This is a genomic window from Pseudomonas sp. N40(2020) (assembly GCF_014472415.1).
In the GTDB taxonomy this organism is placed as follows: domain Bacteria; phylum Pseudomonadota; class Gammaproteobacteria; order Pseudomonadales; family Pseudomonadaceae; genus Aquipseudomonas.
Window position 1 is genome coordinate 1 of record NZ_JACSZV010000028.1, and the last position, 18,291, is coordinate 18,291.

Consider the following 18,291-nt stretch of genomic DNA (forward strand, 5'->3'; position numbering starts at 1 on the left):
GGCTGCGATCTTTTGATCTCGTTCTTGAAAAACAAAGTCAAAAGATCGCAGCCTGCGGCAGCGCCTACAGGGGGTTGGCAGACGGATTAGAGGTGGGAGCTCACCTTGATAGCCACTTCTGCGGGCACCCAAAGTTTCCAGACCTGCGGCTGATCGCGCAAAAACGCCTCGGCCACCGCCCGCGGTTGCTGGCGTTTTTCACTCATCCCCGCCAGCGTCTGGTTGAGCAGATCAATCGGCAAATCGACTTTCTCAAAGAACGTCACCAGTTCCGGATACTGCGCCTTGAACGGCGCCGACACGCCAATCGCCAGGCTTGCCGGCATCGAGCGGGTGCCCTTGGGATTCGGGTTATTGGCATCGGCGAGGGTCTTCCAGGCTTCGGCATCAAACGGCGGCTCCTCGAGCTTCACCAGTTTGAAGCGTCCGAGCAGCGGCGTCGGCGACCAGTAGTAGAACAGCACCGGCTTACCCCGACGAATCGACGATGCCACTTCGGCATCCAGCGCCGCGCCGGAGCCGGTGCGAAAATTGACGAAGCTGTCATTCAGCGCATACGCCTTGAGCTTCTGGCTGTTGACGATCTCTGACGTCCAGCCGGTCGGGCTGTTAAGAAAACGCCCTCGGCTCGGGTCTTCGGGATCGCGGAACACGTCTTTGTAGCGCGGCAGATCGGCTACCGATTTCAGTTCCGGCGCCAGAGGTTTGATGCCGCGTTCCGGATCACCCTTGATCACGTATTCCGGCACCCACCAGCCTTCGGTGGCACCTTTGACCGTATCACCGAGGCCAAACACTTTGCCTTCGGCGGCCGCTTTGACCCACGCAGGACTGCGCCCCGCCCACTCTTCGCCGATCACCTGAATGTCATTCTTTGCCAGCGCCGCTTCTAGGCTGACGGTGCTGCCCGGCAGCGTATCGGTCGAATAGCCATAGCCTTTCTCGACAATCAGGCGCAGCACTTCAGTGATGAAACTGCCACTTTCCCAAGTGATGTCACCGAAGTGGATCGGCGTGGTTTTCTCCGCCGCCGAGACCGCGCCGACACTCAGGCTCAACGCCAGTATTGAACCGCCGAGCAGGGTTTTGATCGATCTCATGCAGACCTCTTGTCTTGTAGGAATTGGTTGGCGCTGTGGCGATCGCACAGCGCCTGGGAACGGGTCATGTACACGCTGACCGAGCGCTGGGAGATGCCCAGTTCGGCAGCGATTTGCGGGTAGGTCAGGCCGTCGATGCGCGCGAGCAGGAAGGTCGAGCGGACTTTGCCCGGCAACCGTTGCAGGCTGCGGTCGAGACGGCTCAGGGTTTGCGTCAGTTGCGCGATGTCTTCGGGCGAGGTGGCGTAATCCACATCAATCTGCTGTCGGTGCTGACGCTCGAGATCCGCGCGGCGCCAGCGCTGATAAAGCAGACGCTGCGCGATGGTGGTGAGCAAGGCTCGGGGTTCACGGAGCGCGGTCAGGCCGGTCGCTTCGAGCAGTTGCACGAAGGTTTCGGCGGCGATGTCTTCCACGCTTGCCGCATCGTGCAAATGACGGCGCAGGTACGTGCAAAGCCAGTGGTAATGGCTGCGAAAGAGGCCGTCCAGGTGATTGCGATGGGATACGTCGGCGCCGGACATAGGGGCTCCTGGGTTAGGGGTCGCTGAATGTCCGGTCGTCCGGTGGCGCGATCCTAGCAAGGCGACTTATGCATTAATAATATTTAAATATTATTTTTATATTCGATTATCGAATTAGCGTAATTGGCCGTAGCCCAGTGCCTCGGCCTCTCGCTGGTAATCGAGCACGATCTGATAGTCGCTTTCGCTGGCTGGCAGCACCTCGGCAAGACCCAGGGTCTGTGCGACGTCGGGAAGTTCGCTCAGAGACTGGTTCATGACCTGGCGCAACCGTTCAACCTGTTTGTCTGTCGCGGCGGCGACGGTAATGAACGGCAACGTCGGACTCAACGCACTGCGCGCCACCACGCGCAATCCGCTTACCTCCTCGGGTGCGTAATGGGCGAGACAGGCGTAGGTGACGCTGTCGATGGCCGCCAGATCGGCGCGACTGTACCGCAACCAGCGCAAGCTCTCGCGGTGGCCGCCGCTGATGCCGACCGAGGCGAAAAAACGCCCGTCCTGCTGCAATAGCGCCAGACGCTGACGCAGCAGGTTCATGCCGCTGTTGGAGTCTGCGCTGTTGATCACCCCGCGGCTGTGGCGAAAGTCCGCCAGGGTTTTGCGTGAGTCGTCGGCGCGACTGAGGATCAGGCTGCAATGGTTGCCGGCGCTGGCGTCGGGCAGTTCGTAGCGTGGGCGACCGACGATGCGGACCTGACCGCGCAGCAAGGTCATCAAGGGATAGCCGCAGGTTTGGGTCAGCAGTAGATCCGGTGATAACCACAGTTCGGGCAGCGACAGGCTTTCGGCGCTCAGACGCGAGTGGCCCAAATGGTCGAGGATGCGTTTGATCCAGCGGTCATTGGCCGCCCGGACTGGCTCCGGGGCGGTGTACATCAGCAGTTCGATGTGGTGTTGGGTCATGCACATTCTTCCCGGACAACAAAATTCCAATGTGGGAGCGGTGGTGCTTTTGAAATCAGTGAAACGGATGCTCGGGACTGTCGATCGGCCTCAACCCGTTCTGCCGCCACAACTGCCCATACCCCTGCACCAAAAAGCCGCCACTGCGCGCGATCCACTGCTCGCGATGCATCCGATAAACCTGCGGCAAGTCGTACCACGCCAGCCCCGGCAAGTCGTGATGCACCAAATGAAAGTTGAGATTGAGAAACAGCCAGCGCCACGGCCACCCGGCCTCGTTGAGCACCGTGCGTTGCTCCGGTTGAGCGTGCGGGCGGTGTTCATAGTAGGAGCGAATCATTGCGATCGACAGCGCCGGCACACTGATCAGCAACAGGTAATGCCACACCGGCAACACACTGTAACGGGCGATGAGCCAGAGCATCAGCAGCGTGCAGGCACCATGGGTCAGCCACATTATCCAGGCTTGGCGTTCGCCGTTTTTCAACCGTTGCAGTTCTTCGCCGGCCAGTGCAAAAAGTCCCAGCGGTGCACCAATCACGAAACGGCCGATCACCGTTTTGTTCAACCAGTGCAGGCTGCGCTCGAACAAAGAACTGCCCTGCCAGCCTGCACTCGTCAGGTAACGACTTTCCGGATCGACACCGGGAACCGTCAGATCCTCATCGCGGTGATGCAACAAATGGCTGTCGCGATACAAGGTGTACGGATACCACACCGCAAATGGCGCGTAGCCGAGGATTTTATTGAAGAGGGTCGAGCGGGTCGGATGACCGTGGAGCAACTCATGCTGCACCGACAGCCACAACACCAGCAGCGGGATCAGCAACACCGTGGTCAAGCCGCGACCGAGCCATTCGCTATTGAGGATGATGGCGAACCAGCCGCCATACACGCCGATCAGCAACAGCCAGGTCGGCCATTCGGTGCGGGCGGTAAAGCGTTGACGCAGGGTTTCTATGTGTTGGCGATGGGTGGCGTCGAAGTAATGGGCCATGTCGTTGCTCGGAACGGGAATCTTCTCCCTCTGTGCAACGGCAGCGGTAAATCTTGCAGATTATTTTCAGATTCAGGCAGGAGCCCGAGAATCGAGCTCCTGAGGGGCGTGATCAATGGCCGAAAATGTCGACTTTCTTGGCTTTCTTTTCCGCACGTTTTTCAATCGCAGTCTTGGCCGGTTTCTTCTTCGCGGCTTTCTTTGAATCCATACCTTTGGACATGATGGGTCTCCACTCACAGGGCTGTAGGCTCAGGTATACACCTATCCCAAGGCGCGCGTTCTTTTATAATCGCCGCTTCCCTCACCGCCAGTCCGATCCCATGCCCGATACCCAATACACACTGCTCGACGAGTCGCTTTGGCCGTTGATGAACAAGTTTTACCGCAGCCACCAATCCTCGATGAAAGCCGTGCGCGAGGCGCAATTGTGGGTGGCGCGACGTGGCGACATTGTTGCGGCGTTGTGCTTGCGGCCGGTGGCGGGTGGGCGTTGGTTGACCGGGTTGTTTGTCGATCCGACGTGTCGTGAGCAAGGGCTTGCCGCGCAGTTGATCACGGCGGCAGTGAAGGATGTGACAGAACCGGTGTGGCTGTTCTGTCATCCGGATTTGCGTGGGTTTTATGAGCGACGCGGATTCAGTATCGACCCTGCCCTGCCCCAGGCGATGGCGGAGCGCTTGAGCCGGTATGCGCGGAGCAAGCCGATGATTGCGATGGGGCGTTTATAAGATCTTTTGATTGTTGCTAGTCGTCTGCGGCTGGATCGAGATCCGGGAACATCACTTCGGTAAAGCCGAACTTGCTGAAGTCGGTAATCCGCGACGGATACAACCTGCCGATCAAATGATCGCACTCATGCTGCACCACCCTCGCGTGAAAACCTGCAGCCACGCGCACGATCGGCTGGCCTTTCGGATCAAAACCTTCGTAGCGAATTTGCTGATAACGCTCCACCGCACCACGCAATCCCGGCACTGACAGGCATCCTTCGAAGCCCTCTTCCGTCAATGGATTCAACGGTGTGATCAGCGGGTTGATCAAAATCGTCTGCGGCACCGCTTCGGCGTCCGGGTAACGCTCACTGTGCTCGAAACCGAAGATCACCAGTTGCAGGTCGACACCGATCTGCGGCGCGGCAAGGCCGACGCCGCCGACACTTTCCATGGTCTGGAACATGTCGTCGATCAGTTGCCAGAGTTCAGGGCTGTCGAACATCTCGGCTGGCACGGGTGGGGCAATACGCAACAGGCGCTCGTCGCCCATTTTGAGGATTTCACGGATCATTGATCAGACTTCGTCAGTGTCCGGCTTGAGCGAGTGATCGCGGCCCAGGCCCGAGACGTGTTGTTTGGGATGTTCATCGAGTTCGCCGGGGACTTTCTCACCCGAATCCTTGCCTTCGCTGGACATGTGCTCAATCACCGCATTCATCTCGGCACCGAGCAACAGGACCGCAGCGGAGATATAGAAGTACAGCAACAGAACGATGATTGCACCGATGCTGCCATACATTGCGTTGTAGTTGGCGAAGGTTTTCACGTAGAACGCGAAACCCAACGAAGCGATGATCCACACCACTACGGCCAATACCGAGCCGGGTGTGATGAAGCGGAATTCCTGTTTGACGTCGGGCATCACGTAATAGATCAGTGCCACGGCAACCATCATCAGAATCACGATCACCGGCCAGCGCGCGATGGTCCATAGGGTGACGATAAATTCTTCCAGCCCCACCTGCGCCGCGATCCAGCCCATCACCTGCGGCCCAAGCACCATCAGCGCGGCAGCCACCAGGAGCATGCCGGCAATGCCGACGGTATAGAAAATCGACAGTGGAAACCGCTTCCAGATCGGGCGCCCCTCGACCACATCGTAGGCCGCGTTCATTGCGCTCATCATCAGGCGCACACCGGCGGAAGCGGTGTAGAGGGCGATGACAATACCCACTGACAGCAACCCACCCTTGGACTGCTGCAATTGATCGATTACCGGGTTGACCTGCTCCAGCGCCTGCGGTGGCAGCACCAGCTCCGATTGCAGGCGCAGCCAGGAGAAAAAGTCCGGCAGGTGCAGGAAACCGATCAGGGCGATCAGGAACAAAATGAACGGGAACAGCGAGAACAGCATCTGGTAAGCCAGAGCCGAGGCGTACGTCGACATCTCGTCGTCGACGAACTCAGTGACCGTGCGCACCATCACCCGGTGCAGGGGCAGACCTTTCATGTCCGGAAATATCATTCGCGTCTCCTTTCGCCGCAATACAGGTTGAAGTCGTGGCGACTCAGGGGCCGTTTTTACATCACGGTAGCCTACTTGGCGACCAGTGGTGGGCCAGCGCAGGGCTTAGACACAAAAACGGCCATCCTTGGATGGCCGCTTCTGTTTTTCGTTCACAACGCAATTACGCCTTGTCGACGGTTTTCTTCACTGCATCTTTGGCTTTGCCAACGGCTTGCTGGGCCTCGCCTTTTTTCTCTTGAATCTTGCCTTCAGCTTGCAGCTTGGTGTTGTCGGTGGCTTTACCGACGCCTTGTTTGACGTTGCCGACTGCTTCGTTGGCCATGCCTTTTACTTTATCGCCTGTGCTACTCATGGTGTTTCTCCTTGGTGCAATTAGGGGGAAAAGTCAGTACGTAATGATTGACCGGCGGGGTTTGCGGCGAGTTTCATTTATTTTCAGCGGCTCATTTCGTCGCGGCGTGCAGGTTGGGCTTTATGTTTGAGAGCGTTGCCTTGAGAATGCGCTCCATATGGGCGCCATGCGCCAGAGAACCGATCCCGCAGGAATGTTATGAAACTCGATAAAAAGCAGGCCATTGCCCGTCGAAACCAGGAACTGGGCGGCGCTGTGCTCGGCAGCAACAACTGCCACTTCGCCGAACTGAACCGCAATCGCAACATCTGGTGGTTCGACCTGCCGGTGACGCGCCTGGCCGTTGGTCAGTACGAGTGGATTCACTTGTTGATGCACACGCCGGCTACCGACGAACTGCTGCACTTGAAAGTGCCGACGGTGTTTCTGCGTGAAAAGCTCGAGGGTCTGGTGATTCGTAACGAGGGCAAGCGCAAAGCCGCGCTGAGCCTGGAGTTGAGTGCGGACAAGGATTCGTATCTGCAGGACATGCGTCCGGCGGGGACCAACGTGAACTTCGCGCCGTTTCGTCAGTGAGACTTGATCGTTCCCACGCTCTGCGTGGGAATGCCGCCTCGGGCGCTCCGCGACCACCACTGCAGGGACGCAGAGCGTCCCGGGATGCGTTACCACGCGGAGCGTGGGAACGATCAAAGATCTTCAATAAGAAGCCCCGCATCTGCGGGGCTTCTTGTTTTACGCGGCGTTCTTCGCCTTGATCTTCTTCAACTCTTCATCACGTAACTCACGACGCAGGATCTTGCCGACGTTGGTAGTCGGCAGCGCATCGCGGAATTCCACCGAGCGCGGCACCTTGTAGCCGGTGACGTTGGCGCGCATGTGATCCATCACCTGCTCTTTGGTCAGCGTTACGCCCGGTTTAGCGACGATAAAGATCTTGATTGCCTCACCCGATTTCTCGTCCGGCACACCAATGGCCGCGCACTGCAACACGCCCGGCAGGGTCGCCAGTACATCTTCCAGTTCATTCGGATAGACGTTGAAACCGGAGACCAGAATCATGTCTTTCTTGCGATCGACAATGCGCATGTAGCCGTCCGGCTGGATCAGCGCAATGTCACCGGTCTTCAGCCAGCCGTCGCTGTCGAGCATTTCATCGGTGGCTTCCTGACGCTGCCAGTAGCCCTTCATCACTTGCGGACCCTTGACGCACAGTTCGCCGATTTCACCTAGCGGCTGCTCGACACCGGCATCGTCTATGACTTTGCACAGGGTCGACGGCACCGGAATGCCGATGGTGCCGATCTGGATGTGCTGGATCGGGTTGACCGTGGCCACCGGACTGGTTTCGGTCATGCCGTAACCTTCGCAGATGGCGCAACCGGTCACGTCTTTCCAGCGCTCGGCAGCGGCCAGTTGCAGGGCCATGCCGCCGGACAAGGTGACCTTGAGCGCGGAGAAATCCAGCTTACGGAAGCCTTCGTTGTTGCACAGCGCCACGAACAGCGTATTCAGGCCGACGAAACCGCTGAACTTCCACTTCGACAGTTCCTTGACCATCGCCGGCAGATCGCGCGGGTTGCTGATCAGGATGTTGTGGTTGCCGATCAGCATCATCGCCATGCAATGAAAGGTGAACGCATAGATGTGGTACAGCGGCAGTGGCGTGATCAGGATCTCGCAACCTTCATTGAGGTTGGACCCCATCAGCGCCTTGCACTGCAGCATGTTGGCGACGAGGTTGCGGTGGGTCAGCATTGCACCTTTGGCAACGCCCGTGGTGCCGCCGGTGTATTGCAGCACCGCGACGTCACCGCTGTCCGGGTTGGCTTCAGCCACAGGCTGACCCTGGCCCTTGCTCAGCACGTCGTTGAACTTGACGGCTTTTGGCAAGTGATAGGCCGGCACCATTTTCTTCACGTACTTGATGACGCTGTTGATCAGCAAGCGCTTGATCGGCGGCAGCAAGTCGGCGACTTCGGTGACGATGACGTGTTTGACGCCGGTTTTCGGCACCACGGCTTCGGCCAGGTGCGCCATGTTCGCCAGGCACACCAGCGCCTTGGCACCGGAGTCGTTGAATTGGTGTTCCATTTCCCGCGCGGTGTACAGCGGGTTGGTGTTGACCACGATCAGCCCGGCGCGTATCGCACCGAAGACAGCGACCGGGTACTGCAGAACGTTGGGCAGTTGCACGGCGATTCGATCACCGGGCTGCAAATCGGTATGCTGTTGCAGATACGCGGCAAATGCACCGGACAATTCGTACAACTCACCGTAGGTGATTGTCTTGCCCAGGTTGCTGAAAGCCGGTTTGTTGGCGAAGCGTTGGCAGGATTGCTTCAACACTGCCTGAATGTTCGGATACTCGTCTGGATTGATCTCGGCAGCAATGCCAGCCGGGTATTTATCCTTCCAAAAGTCTTCGATCATGGAAGCCCACTCCTCAGCAACGCGAATTCTTCACCGCATTTGATGCGATTATTATTGGTGTGTGTTTTGTATTGGTGAATCTGGCTTTTACAGAGGCCGAGAAGTCACAAAGCGCGCCGAGAGTAGCAGCTTTGCCGAGGGTCGCCTAGAGCCAAAAGCGGCCCCTACAGTCACATTGATGACTCAAGACTATCTAGCAGTCATTTTAGAGCAAAAATCCTATATCACCTTGGAAACCCCGGTTTTCCGGGTCGTCCAAGCAAAAGATCGCAGCCTTCGGCAGCTCCTACAGGGAACACATTCCAATGTAGCTGCCGAAGGCTGCGATCTTTTCGCTTCTGATCTTCAGGCGATATCGCGCAACTCACGCCGCAGAATTTTCCCTACAGGCGTCATCGGCAACGACTCACGCAACACTATGTGTTTCGGCACCTTGTACGCCGTGAAATTCTCTTTGCAGTAAGCCTTCAGCTCTTCAAGACTGACACCGCTTTCCCGCGCCACCACAAACAGCTTCACGGCCTCCCCCGAACGTTCGTCCGGCACGCCGATCACCGCACAGTTGGCGACTTTCGGGTGGGCCATCACCACGTCTTCGATCTCGTTGGGGTACACGTTGAAACCGGAGACGATGATCATGTCCTTCTTGCGATCGACGATGCGCACAAAGCCGTCCGGTTCGATCACCGCGATGTCGCCGGACTTGAACCAGCCCTCGGCATCCAGCACTTCGGCGGTGGCTTCGGGTTTGTGCCAGTAGCCTTTCATGATCTGCGGGCCCTTGATGCACAACTCGCCCCGCTCGCCCAGTGGCTGCTCGACGCCGTCATCGTTGATGACTTTCAACAGCGTGCCCGGCACTGGCAAGCCAACCGTGCCCAGACGCGACTGGTCGCCGTATGGGTTGGTGCAGGCAACCGGCGATGTTTCGGTCAGACCATAGCCTTCGGTGATACGGCAACCGGTGATTTGCTCCCAGCGTTCGGCCGTGGCTTTCACCAGCGCAGTGCCGCCGGAGTTGGTCAGTTTCAGGCTGGAGAAATCCAGGGTCTTGAAATCCGGGTGCTCCATCAGCGCGACAAACAGCGTGTTCAAGCCGAGTAATGCGGAGAAGCGCCAGTTCTTCAGCTCCTTGATGAACCCGGCAATGTCTCGCGGATTGGTGATCAGCACGTTGTGGTTGCCGGAAACCATCATGCACATGCAGTTCGCGGTGAAGGCATAGATGTGGTACAGCGGCAGTGGCGCGACCATCACTTCCTGGCCTTCACGCAGCAATGGCTGGCCATCAGGCCCCAGTTGCGCGAGACAGGCGCGCACTTGCTGCATGTTCGCCACGAGATTGCCATGCGTGAGCATCGCGCCCTTGGCCAGCCCGGTGGTGCCGCCGGTGTATTGCAGCACGGCGATGTCGTCGAGACCGACTTTCAATGGCTTGATGCCCTGCCCCCGACCCAGACGCAACGCGCTTTTGAAAGAGACCGCCTGCGGCAGCGAATACGCCGGCACCATCTTCTTCACCTTGCTGACGACGGTGTTGACCAGCCAGCCTTTGGCGGTGGGCATCAGGTCGCCCATCTTCGCTTCGATCAGGTATTGAATATCGGTGTCGGCCAGCACTTCCTGGACTTTCTGCCCGAACATGTTCAGGTACACCAACGCCCGCGCGCCGGAATCCTTGAACTGGTGGCGCATCTCGCGCGCGGTGTAGAGCGGGTTGGTGTTGACAACGATCAGCCCGGCGCGCAAGGCGCCGAACACGGCAATCGGGTAATGCAGGATGTTGGGCATCTGCACCGCGATGCGATCCCCCGGCACCAGATCGGTATGTGCTTGAAGATAACCGGCGAAAGCGGCGCTCTGGCGTTCGAGTTCGGCGTAAGTCAGGGTCACGCCCATGTTGCTGAACGCCGGGCGATCCGCGAACTTCTTGCAGGAACGCTCGAACACCTCGATCACCGACTTGAACTCAGCCATGTCGATGTCCAGCGGTACGCCGGCCGGGCGTTTGTCATTCCAGAAATCAGGTTGCATTGTTCTTGTCCTCTTTACCTGAGCCGATCCGGGGCCGCGTTTCTGTCATTTCTCGTTCATCCCTTGAATACAGAAAGCAAAAAGCGGAGCTTCACGGACACTAGCAGTTATGGCCAATCAGGCAAATACGGCTAAAGCCGTCATTGATCGTGTGAATCTTCCTGCCGTGGCGTGGGCTGATCAGACGGCGGACGACAGATGCGCTATACACTGTTTCGACTATGAGCAAAGGAATCGCCATGATCCACGACACCCTATGGCTGGACGCGAGTGACCGCAGTCGCCTCTTCGTCAATCAGTGGTTGCCGGCCACTCCGCTGAAGGCCGTGATCCTGCTGGCCCACGGCATGGCCGAGCACAGCGCGCGATACCAGCGGCTGGCAGAGCGGTTCTGCGCCGAAGGTTATGGCGTGTACGCCCCGGACCTGCGTGGACATGGCAGAACTGCCGATAACGGCACCCTCGGGCATTTCGCTGACGATGACGGCTGGTGCAAAGTCGTCGGTGATCTGGCCAGCCTCAATCAATACATAGGCCAACAGCACCCCGGCGTGCCGATCATTCTGCTCGGGCACAGCATGGGCAGCTACCTCGCCCAAGGCTATTTGTTGCACCACAGCGCCAGCCTGCACGGGGCTATTCTCAGTGGTTCGAACTTTCAACCGGTGGCGCTTTATGGCGCTGCGCGGCAGATCGCCCGCCTGGAAAAAATGCGTCAGGGCGGCAAGGGCCGCAGCGCGCTGATCGAGTGGTTGTCGTTCGGCTCGTTCAACAAAAAATTCAAACCGGTGCGTACGCCGTTTGACTGGCTAAGCCGCGATCCGGCCGAAGTCGACCAGTATGCTGCCGACCCGCTGTGCGGCTTTCGCTGCACCAATCAACTGTGGATCGACTTGCTCGGCGGCTTGCAGCAAATCAGCAAAGCGTCCACTCTCGCCCAGATAGCCCCGGGCCTGCCGCTGCTGGTGATTGGTGGTGAATGTGATCCGGTGAGCGAGGGCAAGCGTCTGACAGATCTGGCCAATGCCTTGCGCACCGCCGGCAGCCAGAACCTGCAACTGAAGATCTACCCGCAGGCGCGGCACGAATTGTTCAACGAAACCAATCGCGACGAAGTGATCACCGATGTGCTGGCCTGGATCGACCAGGCCCTGAGGCATCCGCGCCCTCAACGTAGCGAATAATTTTTTGTGGATTCATTTGATCCATCACAGGAATCAAGACCGATGACCCAGGTTACCAACATCCCTTACGAAGCCCTCGAAGTCGGCCAGACCGCCAGCTACAGCAAGACTGTCGAAGAGCGTGACATTCAGTTGTTCGCCGCGATGTCCGGCGACCACAACCCGGTGCACCTGGACGCCGAATTCGCCGCCGCCAGCATGTTCAAGGAACGCATCGCCCACGGCATGTTCAGCGGCGCGCTGATCAGTGCTGCGGTGGCTTGCGAACTGCCTGGGCCGGGCACTATTTATATCGGTCAGCAGATGAGTTTTCAGAAGCCGGTGAAGATTGGCGACACGCTGACGGTGCGTCTGGAAATTCTCGAGAAGCTGCCGAAATTTCGCGTGCGCATTGCCACTCGCGTGTTCAATCAGCGTGATGAGTTGGTGGTGGATGGCGAGGCGGAAATTCTGGCGCCACGCAAGCAGCAGACTGTGACGCTGCCGACGTTGCCGGCGATCAGCATTGGCTGATTTTGCTTCTGCCCAGACATAAAAAACGCCAGACATGCTGGCGTTTTTTGTGGGCTACGAACGCTTACGAGCGCGCGCGAGCCTGGTTACGCAGGGCTTTCACCTGATCGTGGGCGCGCTGAACGCCGCCAAGCTGGCGTGAAACCAGGTCACGAATACCCACCAGGTTGTGCTTGTCGATTTTCTCAAGCGCTTCTTTATAAGCCTTCAGCGCATGATCTTCACCGCGCTCGGCTTCGTTGAGCACTGCTTCTTCGTCTTTGCCGGTGAACATGGCTTTGACGTCTACCCAACGACGGTGCAGATCACCGCTGACGCTGGTGGAAGTTTCCGGGTCGCCGCCCAGTTTACGCACCTCGGCTTGCAGTTCAGCTGCAGCACCGGCGCAATCGGCAGCGTGCTGCACGAAAATTTGTTTCAACTCAGGATGCTTGATGTCTTCAGCGCAAGTCTTGAACCCTTCCTGACCGTCCTTGCTGGTTTCAATCAGGTCATTGAGTACAGAGATGGCTTCTTTATTCATGTCGGTCATTTTTCAATTCCTTGCGATCGATGGAAGATGCAAGGGATATTGCAGTGAGCGTGCCAGCTTTTTATTTTGAAATAATTCGTTATTTATCAATAACTTAAATATAAAGGAACTATCTGTATCACGGTTATTTGCATGATCTGTCATTTGGCCTGCATGCAGAATGCCTGTATTTTCCAGTTTGAATTGAATCCAGACCGAAACTCGATGAATCCTGAAAAACTCGAACTGCTGATCACCCGCGAAATGCCCTTCGGCAAGTACAAGGGCCGGATCATTGCCGACCTGCCAGGCCCTTACCTGAACTGGTTCGCCCGCGAGGGATTTCCCCACGGTGAACTCGGGGGCTTGCTGGCATTGATGCAGGAAATCGACCACAACGGCTTGTCTGATCTGCTTGAACCGCTGCGCGCCAAACACGGCAAACCTGCTCCGCGCCACTGAAGCGCCCTCCTCTATAGAGTTCAGCCCGATCATGCCCGATAACACCCGCCGCGCCCGTGACGAAGCCTTCTGGCAGACGTTCACCGATCGTTACGACGTTCATCCCGGCCCAGTGAACCTGGAAAACGGTTACTTCGGCCGCATGTCGCGCACGGTGATCGAGGAGTACCAGCGCAACATCGAACTGATCAACAACAGCAACTCGGTGTATGTGCGCCAACGCTTCGAACAACACGACAACCTCGACATTCGCGCGCAACTGGCCGAACTGATCGGTGTGCGCGCGCAAAGCGTCGCCTTTACCCGCAACGCCACCGAAGGCCTGCAATCGCTGATCCGCAACTACAACCGCTTGCAGCCGGGCGACCAGGTGCTGATCTGCGATCTCGAATACGATACGGTCAAGGGCGCCATGCGCTGGCTGGCAAGGCAGCGCGGCGTCGAGGTGATCGAGATCAGCCACACGCACCCGGCCAGTTTCGACAGCCTGCTGGAGACGTATCGCGAGACATTCATCCGCCATCCGAAACTGAAGTTGATGGCGCTGACCCATGTCACCCATCGCACCGGCCTGGTGATGCCGGTGCAGGCAATCGCAACACTGGCCAAGGAACACGGCGTGGACATCATCCTTGACGGCGCCCACGCCCTCGGCCAGATGGAGTTCAATCTCGAAGCGCTGGGCATTACCTTCGCCGGCTACAACCTGCACAAATGGATTGGTGCACCGCTGACTCTCGGCTTTCTCTATATCGCCCCGCAACGTCTGGCCGATATCGATCCGGACATGGGCGAGATGCACTATCCAGCCAATGACATCCGTGCGCGTACGTCTTACAGCACGCCGAACATTCCAGCCCTGATGACCTTGCCGCTGGTATTCGAGGAACACCGCTCCCTGGGCGGCGCCGCAGCCAAAGGTGCGCGGCTCAATTACCTGCGCAATCTGTGGGTCAGCGCCGTGCGGCACTTGCCGGGCATCGAAGTCATGACCCCGGACGATCCGCGGCTGTACTGCGGGATCACGTCAATGCGTTTCACCCGCCACGACAATCAACAGGCGATGGCAGAACGTTTGCTCAACGACTACAACCTGTTCACCGTAGTGCGCAACGGTGCAGCGTGCGGCCCATGCATCCGCATCACGCCGGGACTGACGACCACAGCCGACGACATGCAGTTGCTGACCCGTGCGCTCAACGCACTGCGCTGAGCCGCTTATACGGTGTATTTGTCGAAATCCTCGGGTTTGATCTGCGACGAAGCCGCAAAGGTATCGATGCCAATGGTGAGGTGGCCGAAGAACCCATCATCGTAAGAATCGCGACCAATGGGCCAAACAGTCAGTGTCGACGCTTCACCGTTCATGCGGGCATACAGGTCGTCCTCGGCGTTGTTGCGTGGCAACGAAGCGCGGCCGCGATAGGCTTTGGCATTGAGCACCGAGCGAGAGACGACCTCGGGAAAGTACAGCTGACCGACCCAGGCCACATTGCGCTCTTCCAGGTATTCGCTACCGGCCGCGATGCGCACCGCGACATGAACGTGCAGCGCACGACCGGCATAGAACCCCGGATAAATCGTGGTAAATCGCGCCTGCCCTCGATGGTCACAGAACTGACTGCCGCGCAGGTAAGTGTCATCGTCGGTGCGCGGGATCGAACCGATTGTTTCGGCATCGGCTTCCAGATCCGGATTGATCCGACTCCAACCCGAATAAGCGCCTCGCGCGTTGCAGTGCCAGATGTCCACCAGGGCGCCACTCACCGGCTCACCCGTCATGGCATCGATAATGGTCAGGCGCAGGATCAGCGGCAAGCCTTCGGCTCCTTCGCTGATGTTGCGACGCAACAGTTTTGGATTGCGAAAATACGGCCCGGGAATTTGCTCGGGGGCCAGTTGGTACACCGATTGCGTTGAGGGTGAAGCGGGATCTCGATCCATGACACATGCTCTCTTCCATAAGAAGAGCGCAGATTAGCGGCGAGGAAAAGTCAGCGTGCGGTAACTATGTATCGAGCAATGTATCCGCAACTTTTTCAGGGCAAAAAAAAACGGTGCACCGACCAAGCGCACCGTAAAGCCGTAGAACACACAACGAAGTGTCAGGTATTGATCAGTCCAGCAGCGCCAACGCCTCGGCGGTGCATTCCTGAATGCGGGCCCAATCGCCGTTCTTGATCCACTCCGGATCCAGCATCCAGCTACCGCCCACGCACATGACGTTTTTCAGCGCCATGTAGCTTTTGATATTGGCCGGGCCAACGCCACCGGTCGGGCAGAATTTCACTTCGCCGAACGGGCCGCCGAGGGCCTTGATGGCCGCGACGCCGCCGCTGACTTCAGCCGGGAACAGCTTGAAGCGGCGATAACCCAGACCATAGCCTTCCATGATGCCGGAGGCGTTGCTGATACCCGGCAACAGCGGAATCGGGCTGTCGACGCTGGCTTCGAGCAGGTCACGGGTGATGCCAGGGGTAACGATGAATTGCGAACCCGCCGCTTCGGCCGCTGCGAGCATGTTGCGATCGAGCACGGTGCCGGCACCGGTCATCAGTTCCGGGCGCTGGTCGCGCAGGATCTGGATCGCCTTGAGGCCGAATTGCGAACGCAGAGTCACTTCCAGTGCAGTCAGGCCACCGGCGGCCAGGGCGTCGGCCAGTGGCAGCACGTCCTGTTCGCGAGCGATGGTGATCACCGGCAGGATCCGCGCCTTGGCACAGAGGCTGTCGATCAGGGCAACTTTGTCCGCCATGGAAACGGTCGGGGATGGGGTTGTCATAGCGGCTGTTCCTTGGCTCATGGGCACCAGTAAATCTCTAACGTGGGTTGCAGAAACGCGCGAACCGGCATGGCAGCGACGTCGTCGGACGCCAGCGCGGCATTCAGGGTGGTCAGTTTCGATTGACCGGAAATCGACAGAATCTTGTGCTTGGCCGAAGCCAGTAGCGCACGGCTCATGGTCAGGCGCTGACGCGGCACGCTCGGTGCCAGCATCGGCCAGCAACGGCGCGTGCCGTCGGCTTGCAGCGCTTCAGCGAGGTTCGGGCTGTCAGGGAACAGCGAAGCGGTATGACCGTCGTCGCCCATGCCCAGCACCAGTACGTCAATCGCTGGCAATTCCGCGAGCAAGCGGTCGGCGTTTTCCGCTGCCTGTTCCACATTCGTCGCAGCGCTGTAGAGGCTGAGGAACTGTGCCTTGGCTGCCGGACCTTTGAGCAGATACTGCTTGAGCAAACCGGCATTGCTGTCGGCGTGTTCGACCGGTACCCAGCGCTCATCGGCGAGGGTCACGACGACCTTCGACCAGTCCAGTTCCTGTTTGGCCAAGTGCTGGAAAAACGCCACCGGGCTGCGCCCGCCGGACACCACCAGCACTGCGTTGCCGCGTGCCGCAATGGCATCGCCGAGCTGCTTGGCAACGTTCAGCGCCAGACCTTCGGCCAACAACACCGGGCTCTTGAATTCGTGAGCGTTCACGCCCGCGGGCAGTTTCACATCAGATATCGCCATACCACGACCTCCCGTCCCGCGTGATCAATGCAATGGAGCTCATCGGCCCCCACGACCCGGCCGCATAGGGCTTGGGCGCGTCACCGGATTTTTTCCACCCGGCGATCAGCTGGTCACACCACTTCCACGCGGCTTCGATTTCATCTTTACGGACAAACAGGTTCTGATTGCCGTTCATCACTTCCAGCAACAACCGCTCGTAGGCATCGGGGATCCGCGCGCTACGCCAGGTGTCGGAGAAATTCAGTTGCAGCGGGCCGCTGCGCAGTTGCATGCCTTTATCCAGGCCCTGCTCTTTGGTCATCACGCGCAAGGAAATACCTTCGTCCGGTTGCAGGCGGATGATCAGTTTGTTGCTGATCTGCAGGCGCTGCTCGGGGGCGAAGATGTAGTGCGACGGTTCCTTGAAGTGGATGACGATCTGCGACAGTTTCTGCGGCATGCGCTTGCCGGTCCGCAGGTAGAACGGCACACCGGCCCAACGCCAGTTGCGGATGTCGGCACGCAGGGCGACGAAGGTTTCGGTGTCGCTCTGGGTGTTGGAGTTCGGTTCTTCGAGGTAGCCCGGTACGGATTTGCCTTCGCTGTGGCCAGCGATGTACTGACCGCGCACCACTTGGGTGGTCAGACCTTCCGGACTGATCGGCGCCAGGGCCTTGAGCACTTTTACTTTTTCGTCACGGATACTGTCGGCAGACAAGTCGGCCGGCGGATCCATGGCGATCAGGCAGAGTAGTTGCAGCAGGTGATTCTGAATCATGTCGCGCAGCTGGCCGGCCTTGTCGAAGTAGCCCCAACGGCCTTCGATGCCGACCTTCTCGGCCACGGTGATTTCCACGTGGGAGATGTAATTCTGGTTCCACTGGGTTTCGAACAGGCTGTTGGCGAAACGCAGGGCGATCAGGTTTTGAACGGTCTCTTTGCCCAGGTAGTGGTCGATACGGTAGGTGCGGTTCTCCGGGAAGAACTGCGCCACGGCATCATTCACTTTGCGCGAGGATTCGAGATCGGAGCCGATCGGTTTTTCCAGCACTACGCGGGTGTTTTCTGCCAGACCGACTTTCGCCAGGTTCTCGCAGATCGCGCCGTATACCGCCGCCGGAGTGGCGAAGTAGGCAATCATGCGTTGCGCGCTGCCGGCCATTTCGGCCAGTGCGACGTAATCATCAGCCTTGAGGAAGTCGACGTGCAGGTAAGTCAGGCGAGCGAGAAAGCGCTCGGCAACGGCTTCGTTCAGTTCTTTGCCGACGTAGCGGCGCAGTTCGGCGGCGATGAACGCCATGTGCTCTTGCTCGGAACCCGCTTCACGGGCCAACGCGATGATGCGCGTGTCCTCGTGCAGCAGGTCGGCGCCGTCAAGGTGATAAAGGGCAGGAAACAACTTGCGCAGGGCGAGATCGCCAAGAGCGCCGAACAAGGCAAAGGTGCACGGTTCAACCGTAATCGAAGGCATGATGTTTGTTCTTTTATCAAGTTAAGCTACAAATACCTTTTTTCAAGGCATCACTCAAGGGAAAA

At 58.4% G+C, this 18,291-nt stretch carries 20 protein-coding genes; 6 read left to right on the forward strand and 14 right to left on the reverse strand.

The features are described 5' to 3' along the window. Window positions 1–86: 86 nt before the first annotated feature. From IAI51_RS18050 to IAI51_RS18065, 4 genes are all read right to left on the reverse strand, one after another. Entirely contained in the window at window positions 87–1,100 is a 1,014-nt protein-coding gene (locus IAI51_RS18050) for an ABC transporter substrate-binding protein (RefSeq protein ID WP_187679718.1), read from the reverse strand. Beyond that, the gene (locus IAI51_RS18055; RefSeq protein ID WP_187679719.1) at window positions 1,097–1,624 is read right to left on the reverse strand and encodes a sigma-70 family RNA polymerase sigma factor; all 528 of its coding nucleotides are present in this window, start codon (window positions 1,622–1,624) and stop codon (window positions 1,097–1,099) included. Before IAI51_RS18055 ends, IAI51_RS18050 begins: the two co-directional genes overlap by 4 nt. 114 nt (window positions 1,625–1,738) lie before the next feature. Then, a complete protein-coding gene (locus IAI51_RS18060; RefSeq protein ID WP_187679720.1) occupies window positions 1,739–2,530 on the reverse strand; it encodes a phosphate/phosphite/phosphonate ABC transporter substrate-binding protein in 792 nt (263 codons plus the stop codon). Window positions 2,531–2,585: 55 nt separating this feature from the next. Further along, complete coding sequence (locus IAI51_RS18065) at window positions 2,586–3,527, reverse strand: fatty acid desaturase (RefSeq protein ID WP_187679721.1); 942 nt, start codon at window positions 3,525–3,527, stop codon at window positions 2,586–2,588. A 323-nt stretch (window positions 3,528–3,850) separates the two neighbouring features. On the opposite strand from IAI51_RS18065, the gene IAI51_RS18070 reads away from it, so the two are divergent. Beyond that, entirely contained in the window at window positions 3,851–4,258 is a 408-nt protein-coding gene (locus tag IAI51_RS18070) for a GNAT family N-acetyltransferase (RefSeq protein WP_187679722.1), read from the forward strand. A gap of 16 nt (window positions 4,259–4,274) precedes the next feature. On the opposite strand, the gene def is transcribed toward IAI51_RS18070, so the two are convergent. The 3 genes from def to IAI51_RS18085 all read right to left on the reverse strand — a co-directional run bounded on the left by def (window position 4,275) and on the right by IAI51_RS18085 (window position 6,123). Continuing rightward, window positions 4,275–4,814: a peptide deformylase gene (gene def / locus IAI51_RS18075; protein WP_187679723.1), complete on the reverse strand. Its 540-nt coding sequence runs from the start codon at window positions 4,812–4,814 to the stop codon at window positions 4,275–4,277. A gap of 3 nt (window positions 4,815–4,817) precedes the next feature. After that, the gene (locus IAI51_RS18080; protein ID WP_187679724.1) at window positions 4,818–5,768 is read right to left on the reverse strand and encodes a YihY/virulence factor BrkB family protein; all 951 of its coding nucleotides are present in this window, start codon (window positions 5,766–5,768) and stop codon (window positions 4,818–4,820) included. Between the two features lie 163 nt (window positions 5,769–5,931). Next, window positions 5,932–6,123 (reverse strand): CsbD family protein, encoded by a 192-nt coding sequence (locus IAI51_RS18085; protein WP_187679725.1) that lies wholly within the window; start codon window positions 6,121–6,123, stop codon window positions 5,932–5,934. Window positions 6,124–6,321: 198 nt separating this feature from the next. Here IAI51_RS18085 and IAI51_RS18090 point away from each other — a divergent pair, with 198 nt between their 5' ends. Continuing rightward, on the forward strand, window positions 6,322–6,699 hold the full coding sequence (locus tag IAI51_RS18090; RefSeq protein ID WP_095188066.1) for a hypothetical protein: 378 nt from the start codon (window positions 6,322–6,324) through the stop codon (window positions 6,697–6,699). Between the two features lie 159 nt (window positions 6,700–6,858). Here the strand turns inward: IAI51_RS18090 and fadD1 are convergent, their stop codons facing one another. Beyond that, entirely contained in the window at window positions 6,859–8,556 is a 1,698-nt protein-coding gene (fadD1, locus tag IAI51_RS18095; RefSeq protein WP_187679726.1) for a long-chain-fatty-acid--CoA ligase FadD1, read from the reverse strand. 345 nt (window positions 8,557–8,901) lie between these two features. Then, window positions 8,902–10,590: a long-chain-fatty-acid--CoA ligase FadD2 gene (fadD2, locus tag IAI51_RS18100; protein ID WP_187679727.1), complete on the reverse strand. Its 1,689-nt coding sequence runs from the start codon at window positions 10,588–10,590 to the stop codon at window positions 8,902–8,904. A 239-nt stretch (window positions 10,591–10,829) separates the two neighbouring features. Between fadD2 and IAI51_RS18105 the strand changes: the two genes are divergently transcribed. Further along, a complete protein-coding gene (locus tag IAI51_RS18105; protein ID WP_187679728.1) occupies window positions 10,830–11,774 on the forward strand; it encodes an alpha/beta hydrolase in 945 nt (314 codons plus the stop codon). Between the two features lie 42 nt (window positions 11,775–11,816). Continuing rightward, entirely contained in the window at window positions 11,817–12,287 is a 471-nt protein-coding gene (locus IAI51_RS18110) for a MaoC family dehydratase (RefSeq protein WP_003227420.1), read from the forward strand. 64 nt (window positions 12,288–12,351) lie between these two features. Here the strand turns inward: IAI51_RS18110 and IAI51_RS18115 are convergent, their stop codons facing one another. Further along, window positions 12,352–12,819, reverse strand: coding sequence for a ferritin-like domain-containing protein (locus tag IAI51_RS18115; protein ID WP_187679729.1), 468 nt, complete (start codon window positions 12,817–12,819; stop codon window positions 12,352–12,354). Window positions 12,820–13,023: 204 nt separating this feature from the next. Here IAI51_RS18115 and IAI51_RS18120 point away from each other — a divergent pair, with 204 nt between their 5' ends. Both IAI51_RS18120 and IAI51_RS18125 read left to right on the forward strand, forming a co-directional pair. After that, window positions 13,024–13,260 (forward strand): DUF3820 family protein, encoded by a 237-nt coding sequence (locus IAI51_RS18120; RefSeq protein WP_003227425.1) that lies wholly within the window; start codon window positions 13,024–13,026, stop codon window positions 13,258–13,260. A 31-nt stretch (window positions 13,261–13,291) separates the two neighbouring features. Further along, window positions 13,292–14,473, forward strand: a complete 1,182-nt coding sequence (locus IAI51_RS18125) for an aminotransferase class V-fold PLP-dependent enzyme (protein WP_187679730.1) — start codon at window positions 13,292–13,294, stop codon at window positions 14,471–14,473. A gap of 5 nt (window positions 14,474–14,478) precedes the next feature. Here the strand turns inward: IAI51_RS18125 and IAI51_RS18130 are convergent, their stop codons facing one another. From IAI51_RS18130 to zwf, 4 genes are all read right to left on the reverse strand, one after another. Then, complete coding sequence (locus IAI51_RS18130) at window positions 14,479–15,204, reverse strand: intradiol ring-cleavage dioxygenase (RefSeq protein ID WP_187679731.1); 726 nt, start codon at window positions 15,202–15,204, stop codon at window positions 14,479–14,481. A 172-nt stretch (window positions 15,205–15,376) separates the two neighbouring features. After that, window positions 15,377–16,042 (reverse strand): bifunctional 4-hydroxy-2-oxoglutarate aldolase/2-dehydro-3-deoxy-phosphogluconate aldolase, encoded by a 666-nt coding sequence (locus IAI51_RS18135; RefSeq protein WP_008082815.1) that lies wholly within the window; start codon window positions 16,040–16,042, stop codon window positions 15,377–15,379. Window positions 16,043–16,059: 17 nt separating this feature from the next. Next, complete coding sequence (pgl, locus tag IAI51_RS18140; RefSeq protein ID WP_187679732.1) at window positions 16,060–16,773, reverse strand: 6-phosphogluconolactonase; 714 nt, start codon at window positions 16,771–16,773, stop codon at window positions 16,060–16,062. Further along, window positions 16,760–18,226, reverse strand: coding sequence for a glucose-6-phosphate dehydrogenase (zwf, locus tag IAI51_RS18145; RefSeq protein ID WP_187679733.1), 1,467 nt, complete (start codon window positions 18,224–18,226; stop codon window positions 16,760–16,762). Before zwf ends, pgl begins: the two co-directional genes overlap by 14 nt. Between the last annotated feature and the right edge of the window lie 65 nt (window positions 18,227–18,291).

Bases quoted from the DNA above. Each gene is read 5' to 3' on its own strand.
- IAI51_RS18070 (WP_187679722.1), top strand. From the start codon at position 3,851: ATGCCCGATACCCAATACACACTGCTCGACGAGTCGCTTTGGCCGTTG.
- IAI51_RS18060 (WP_187679720.1), bottom strand. From the start codon at position 2,530: ATGACCCAACACCACATCGAACTGCTGATGTACACCGCCCCGGAGCCA.
- IAI51_RS18090 (WP_095188066.1), top strand. From the start codon at position 6,322: ATGAAACTCGATAAAAAGCAGGCCATTGCCCGTCGAAACCAGGAACTG.
- IAI51_RS18050 (WP_187679718.1), bottom strand. From the start codon at position 1,100: ATGAGATCGATCAAAACCCTGCTCGGCGGTTCAATACTGGCGTTGAGC.
- IAI51_RS18120 (WP_003227425.1), top strand. From the start codon at position 13,024: ATGAATCCTGAAAAACTCGAACTGCTGATCACCCGCGAAATGCCCTTC.
- IAI51_RS18105 (WP_187679728.1), top strand. From the start codon at position 10,830: ATGATCCACGACACCCTATGGCTGGACGCGAGTGACCGCAGTCGCCTC.
- fadD2 (WP_187679727.1), bottom strand. From the start codon at position 10,590: ATGCAACCTGATTTCTGGAATGACAAACGCCCGGCCGGCGTACCGCTG.
- IAI51_RS18130 (WP_187679731.1), bottom strand. From the start codon at position 15,204: ATGGATCGAGATCCCGCTTCACCCTCAACGCAATCGGTGTACCAACTG.
- IAI51_RS18085 (WP_187679725.1), bottom strand. From the start codon at position 6,123: ATGAGTAGCACAGGCGATAAAGTAAAAGGCATGGCCAACGAAGCAGTC.
- IAI51_RS18125 (WP_187679730.1), top strand. From the start codon at position 13,292: ATGCCCGATAACACCCGCCGCGCCCGTGACGAAGCCTTCTGGCAGACG.
- zwf (WP_187679733.1), bottom strand. From the start codon at position 18,226: ATGCCTTCGATTACGGTTGAACCGTGCACCTTTGCCTTGTTCGGCGCT.
- fadD1 (WP_187679726.1), bottom strand. From the start codon at position 8,556: ATGATCGAAGACTTTTGGAAGGATAAATACCCGGCTGGCATTGCTGCC.
- pgl (WP_187679732.1), bottom strand. From the start codon at position 16,773: ATGGCGATATCTGATGTGAAACTGCCCGCGGGCGTGAACGCTCACGAA.
- IAI51_RS18110 (WP_003227420.1), top strand. From the start codon at position 11,817: ATGACCCAGGTTACCAACATCCCTTACGAAGCCCTCGAAGTCGGCCAG.
- def (WP_187679723.1), bottom strand. From the start codon at position 4,814: ATGATCCGTGAAATCCTCAAAATGGGCGACGAGCGCCTGTTGCGTATT.
- IAI51_RS18135 (WP_008082815.1), bottom strand. From the start codon at position 16,042: ATGACAACCCCATCCCCGACCGTTTCCATGGCGGACAAAGTTGCCCTG.
- IAI51_RS18065 (WP_187679721.1), bottom strand. From the start codon at position 3,527: ATGGCCCATTACTTCGACGCCACCCATCGCCAACACATAGAAACCCTG.
- IAI51_RS18055 (WP_187679719.1), bottom strand. From the start codon at position 1,624: ATGTCCGGCGCCGACGTATCCCATCGCAATCACCTGGACGGCCTCTTT.
- IAI51_RS18080 (WP_187679724.1), bottom strand. From the start codon at position 5,768: ATGATATTTCCGGACATGAAAGGTCTGCCCCTGCACCGGGTGATGGTG.
- IAI51_RS18115 (WP_187679729.1), bottom strand. From the start codon at position 12,819: ATGACCGACATGAATAAAGAAGCCATCTCTGTACTCAATGACCTGATT.